The sequence below is a fragment of the Kitasatospora sp. NPDC036755 genome, assembly GCF_040636595.1.
GTDB lineage: Bacteria > Actinomycetota > Actinomycetes > Streptomycetales > Streptomycetaceae > Kitasatospora.
On sequence record NZ_JBEZUT010000445.1, the window covers coordinates 1 to 5,595 of the forward strand.

Sequence of the window (5,595 nt, forward strand, 5' to 3'; positions counted from 1 at the left end):
GGCCCGGCGCGGAGCGTGCCCGCCGCCGCCCCCGAGGGGGCCGCCGGGGCCGGTGACGAGGAGGTCCGGCGCCTGCTCGGCACCGTCGACCTCGCGGCGCTGCGTGCCTCCGGGCTGCTCGACCGGCTGCTCGAACTGGCCGCCCCGGCACCCGCCCAGGGCACCACCTCGGCACCGGCGACAGCCGCGCCCGCCACGCCCGCCACGCCCGCCGGCGACCAGGGCACCGACCAGGGCGACTCCATCCTGACCATGACGATCGACGACCTGGTGCGCGCGGCGCTCGGGCGCGACGGCGACAACTGAGCAACTGAGGGTTCACGTGGACACGAACGTCGACCGGATCGTCGAGGCGCTGCGCCGCTCGATGCTGGACAACGAGCGCCTGCGCCAGGAGAACGGCCGGCTCACCGAGCTGGTGGGCGAGCCGATCGCCATCGTCGGCATGGGCTGCCGCTACCCCGGCGGCGCCGGCTCACCCGAGGAGCTGTGGCGGCTGGTCGCCGACGGCGTCGACGCCGTCGACGGCTTCCCGGCCGACCGGGGCTGGGACCTCGACGGGCTCTACGACCCGGAGCCCGGCCGGCCCGGCCGCTCGATCGCCCGCGAAGGCGGCTTCCTCCACGACGCCGCGCAGTTCGACGCCGACTTCTTCGGCATCTCGCCGCGCGAGGCGCTCGGACTGGACCCCCAGCAGCGCCTGCTGCTGGAGACCTCCTGGGAGGCCATCGAGCACGCGGGCATCGACCCGGCCGTGCTGCGCGGGAGCCGGACCGGCGTGTTCACCGGCCTGATGTACCACGACTACGGGTTCGGGACGAGCGACGGCAGCCTCGCCAGCGGGCGGGTCGCCTTCAGCCTCGGCCTGGAGGGCCCGGCGGTGACCGTCGACACGGCCTGCTCGTCCTCGCTGGTCGCCATGCACTGGGCCGTCCAGGCGCTGCGCCGGGGCGACTGCACGCTCGCGCTGGCGGGCGGCGCCACGGTCATGGCGACGCCCGACATGTTCGTCTACTTCAACACCCAGCGCGGCCTCGCCCGCGACGGCCGCTGCAAGTCCTTCTCGGAGGCCGCCGACGGCACCGGCTGCTCGGAGGGCGTCGGCGTCGTCGTCCTCGAACGGCTGCGGGACGCCCGACGCAACGGCCACACCGTGCTGGCCGTGATCGCCGGCTCGGCCGTCAACCAGGACGGCGCCTCCAGCGGGATGACCACCCCCAACGGCCCCGCCCAGCAGCGGGTGATCCGCCGGGCCCTCGCCGACGCCGGCCTGACCACGGCGGACGTCGACGTGGTCGAGGCGCACGGCACCGGCACCCGGCTCGGCGACCCGATCGAGGCCCAGGCCCTGCTCGCCACCTACGGCCGAGGCCGGGGCGACGGCGGCGCGCCGCTGTGGCTCGGCTCGATCAAGTCCAACCTGGGCCACACCCAGGCCGCCGCCGGCGTCGCGGGCGTCATCAAGATGGTCGAGGCGATGCGGCACGGCGTCCTGCCGCGCACCCTGCACTCGGAGCGGCGCACCACCCAGGTCGACTGGGAGGCCGGCGCGGTCGAGCTGCTGACCGAGGCCCGGGAGTGGCCCCGCGGCGAGCGGCCGCGCCGGGCCGCGGTCTCCTCGTTCGGGCTCAGCGGCACCAACGCGCACCTCATCCTGGCCGAACCGGAGGAGTCGTCGCCGCCGGTCACGGCGGACGGGCCGGACACCCCGGTTGTGCCCGTCGTCCTGTCGGCGAAGTCGGCGCCCGCGCTCCGCGACCAGGCGGCCCGGCTCCACCGGCACCTGGCGTCCCGTCCGGACGTCCGGGCGCTGGACGCCGCGTTCAGCCTGACGACGCGTTCCGCGTTCGAGCACCGGGCCGTCGTCGCGGCCGCCGGACGGGAGGAACTGCTCGCCGCCCTCGCCGCCCTCGCCGAGGACGCGCCGGCCGCCGGCACGACGGTCGGCCGGGCCGGCGGCGGGTTCGCGGAGACGGCCTTCCTGTTCACCGGGCAGGGGGCGCAACGGCTCGGCATGGGACGGGAGTTGTACGAGGCCCACCCCGTGTTCGCCGCGCGCTTCGACGAGGTCTGCGCCGAACTCGACCGGTGGCTGGAGCGGCCGCTGCGCGAGGTGATCTGGGGTGAGGACGGTGACCTCCTCGACCGGACCGCGTACACCCAGACCGCGCTGTTCGCCGTCGAGGTCGCGCTCTTCGCGCTCCTCGACTCCTGGGGCGTGCGCCCGCAGTACCTCGCCGGGCACTCCATCGGCGAACTCGCCGCCGCCCACGTCGCCGGCGTCTGGACCCTGCCCGACGCCGCCCGACTCGTCACCGCGCGCGGCCGACTCATGCAGGCCCTGCCCACCGGCGGCGCCATGACCGCCATCGAGGCCACCGAGGACGAGGTCACCCCGCACCTGACCGAGGGCGTGGACATCGCCGCCCTCAACGGGCCGCGCTCCGTGGTCATTTCGGGCGAAGCCACCGCTGTCGAGGCGCTCTCCGAGCGCTTCGCCACCCAGGGCCGCCGCACCTCCAAGCTCCGCGTCTCGCACGCCTTCCACAGCGCCCTCATGGAGCCCATGCTCCGCGAGTACGCCACCGTGGCAGCCCAGTTGGCCTACCACGAGCCCACCATCCCGGTCGTCTCCACCGTCACCGGCACCCTCACCACCACCGAACTCACCAACCCCGTCCACTGGATCCGCCAGGTCCGCGCCGCCGTCCGCTTCACCGACGCCGTCCGCACCCTGACCGACCACGGCGTCACCACCCTGCTGGAGATCGGCCCCGACGCCGTCCTCACCGCCATGGCCCAGCAGACCCTCGACGACCTCGACACCGACGCCGTCACCGCCATCCCCACCCAGCGCCGCGACCGCGACGAGGCCCGAACCCTCCTCGCCGCCCTCGGCACCCTCCACACCACCGGTGTGACCGTGAACTGGGCCACCGCCTTCGCCGGCAGCGACGCCCACCGCACCGACCTGCCCACCTACCCCTTCCAGCACGAACGCTTCTGGGAGAACGCCACCCCGTCGGGCGGTGCCGCGCCCTCCGGCCTGCCCGCGGCCGACCACCCGCTGCTGGGCGCCGTGTTCACCGCGCCCGGCTCCGACGGCGCCGTGCTGACCGGCCGCCTCTGCGTCGACACCCAGCCCTGGCTCGCCCACCACCGCATCGGGTCGACCGTCCTCCTCCCCGGCACCGGCCTGCTGGAGCTGGCGCTGCGCGCCGGCCGCCAGGTGGGCTGCCACACGCTCGCCGAACTGTCCCTCCAGGCGCCGCTCGCCCTGCCCGAACACGGCGGCGTCCAGGTCCAGGTGGCCGTGGGCCCGGCCGCCGGGAACGGCGACCGCACGGTCACGATCCACTCGCGTCCCGAACGGACCGGGGGCGCGCGACCCGACGACGCCGAGGCCCCCTGGACCCTCAACGCCGAGGGCATCCTGGCCGCGGCCCCGGTCGGCGGCACCGCGCCGACCGGGCTCACCGTCTGGCCCCCGGCCGGCGCCGTCCCGGTCCCGCTCGACGGCGCGTACGAGCTGCTGGCCTCGCGCGGGTACGACTACGGGCCTGTGTTCCGCGGTCTGCGCTCCGCCTGGAAGAGCGGTGCGGAGACCTTCGCCGAGGTCACGCTCCCCGAGTCCGCGCACGCCGACGCCGCCCGCTTCGGCGTCCACCCCGCCCTGCTCGACGCCGCCCTGCACGCCGGGCTGCTGGCCGATGACGGCGACCGCACCGTACTGCCGTTCACCTGGTCCGGGGTCGCCCTCCACGCGACCGGCACGACGACCGCCCGGGTCCGGTTCGCCCCGTCCGGCCCGGACACCGTCACGGTGACCGTCGCCGACGGCACCGGCGCCGCCGTGCTGACCGTCGACGCCCTGGTCTCCCGCCCGGTGGACACCGCGCGGCTCGCCCCCGCCGCCACCGCCGGCCCGCTCCACCGGCTCGTCACCGTCCCACTCGCCGATGCCGATGCCGATGCCACTGCGGATGGGACGGACACCGACGCCCCGGACTCCGAGACCCGGCACGCCACCGTCGCGGTCGCGGTCGCGCCGCCGTGCGGACCGGACCCGGTCGCGGGCACCCACGCCGCCGCCCACTGGGCGCTGCGCACCCTCCAGGAACGGCTCGCCGACGAGCCCGCGCCCCGGACCCGGCTGGTCGTCGTCACTCGCGCCGAGGACCTGGCCGCCGCGGCCGTCCGCGGCCTGGTCCGCGCGGCCCAGGCCGAGCACCCGGACCGCTTCCTCCTCCTCGACCTGGACGCGACGGCCGACGCCCCGTCGCCGGCCCTGCTGCGCCGCGCCCTGGCCACAGGCGAACCGGAGATCCGGGTCCACGAGGGCGCCCTGCACGCGCCGCGCCTGCAACGGCTCCCCGCCGAGGCAGCGGCGGACGCCGGGACCGGGTCCATCGGGACCTGGGGCGACGGCGCCGTGCTGATCACCGGCGGCACGGGCGGGCTCGGCGCCCTGGTCGCCCGCCACCTGGTCGTCGAGCACGGTGTGCGCCGCCTGCTGCTCACCAGCCGCCGCGGCCCGGACACGCCCGGCGCCACCGGGCTCGCCGCCGAACTCACCGCGCTGGGCGCCGAGGTGGAGCTCGCGGCCTGCGACGTCGCCGACCGGGCCGCCCTCGCCGCCCTGCTCGACCGCGCCGCCCCCACCTCCGTGGTGCACGCCGCCGGAGTCCTGGACGACGCCGTCATCGACTCGCTGACCCCCGAGCGGCTGTCCACCGTGCTCTCCGCCAAGGTGGACGCCGCCTGGCACCTGCACGAGCTGACCGCCGACCGCGGGCTCTCCCGCTTCGTCCTGTTCTCCTCGATCGCGGGCACCGTCGGCGCCGCCGGCCAGGCCAACTACGCCGCCGGCAACGCCTTCCTGGACGCCCTCGCCACCCACCGCCGCGCCCACGGCCTGGCCGCCCAGTCGCTCGTCTGGGGCCCCTGGGCCACCGGCATGGCCGCCGACCTCGACGAGGCGGACCGCGAGCGGATGCGCCGGCACGGGTTCCCGTACGTCTCCGCCCAGGAGGGGCTTGCCCTGCTGGACGCCGCCCTGCGCCAGGACGACCGGCCCGCGCTCGTCACCGCCCCGATCGACACCGCCGCTCTGCGCGCCCAGGGCGACGCCCTGCCCGCGCTGCTGCGCGAACTCGTCCCCGCCCGGCCCCGGGCCGCCGGGTCCGCGCGCCCGGAGGGTGCGTCCGAGGCCGCCCGCTGGGCAGCCCTCCCGGCCGAGGAACTGGACCGGACGCTGCTCGAACTCGTCCGCACCCAGGTCGCCGGGGTGCTCGGCCACCGTTCCACCGCCGCCGTCGAACCCGGGCGCTCCTTCCAGGAGTTGGGATTCGACTCGCTGACCGCCGTCGAGTTCCGCAACGGCCTCGCCACCGCGACCGGACTGCGGCTTCCCGCGACGCTCGTCTTCGACCACCCCAGCGCCGCCGCCGTCGCCACCCACCTGCGCACCCAGGTCACCGGAGCCCTCCCGGCGGAGCCCGGCGCGGTGTCGGTGGGTGTGGTCGGGGCCGTCGATGACGACCCGATCGCGATCATCGGCATGGCCTGCCGCTACCCCGGCGACATCACCACCCC

At 76.5% G+C, this 5,595-nt stretch carries 2 protein-coding genes; both read left to right on the top strand.

The genetic code is table 11. The annotated features are described in order from the left end of the window. A partial coding sequence (locus AB0E96_RS37565; protein WP_359830785.1) for a hypothetical protein occupies positions 1–306 on the top strand: 306 nt, incomplete at its 5' end. Positions 307–322: 16 nt separating this feature from the next. After that, positions 323–5,595: SDR family NAD(P)-dependent oxidoreductase (locus AB0E96_RS37570; RefSeq protein ID WP_359830787.1), on the top strand; the 5,273-nt coding region annotated here is incomplete at its 3' end.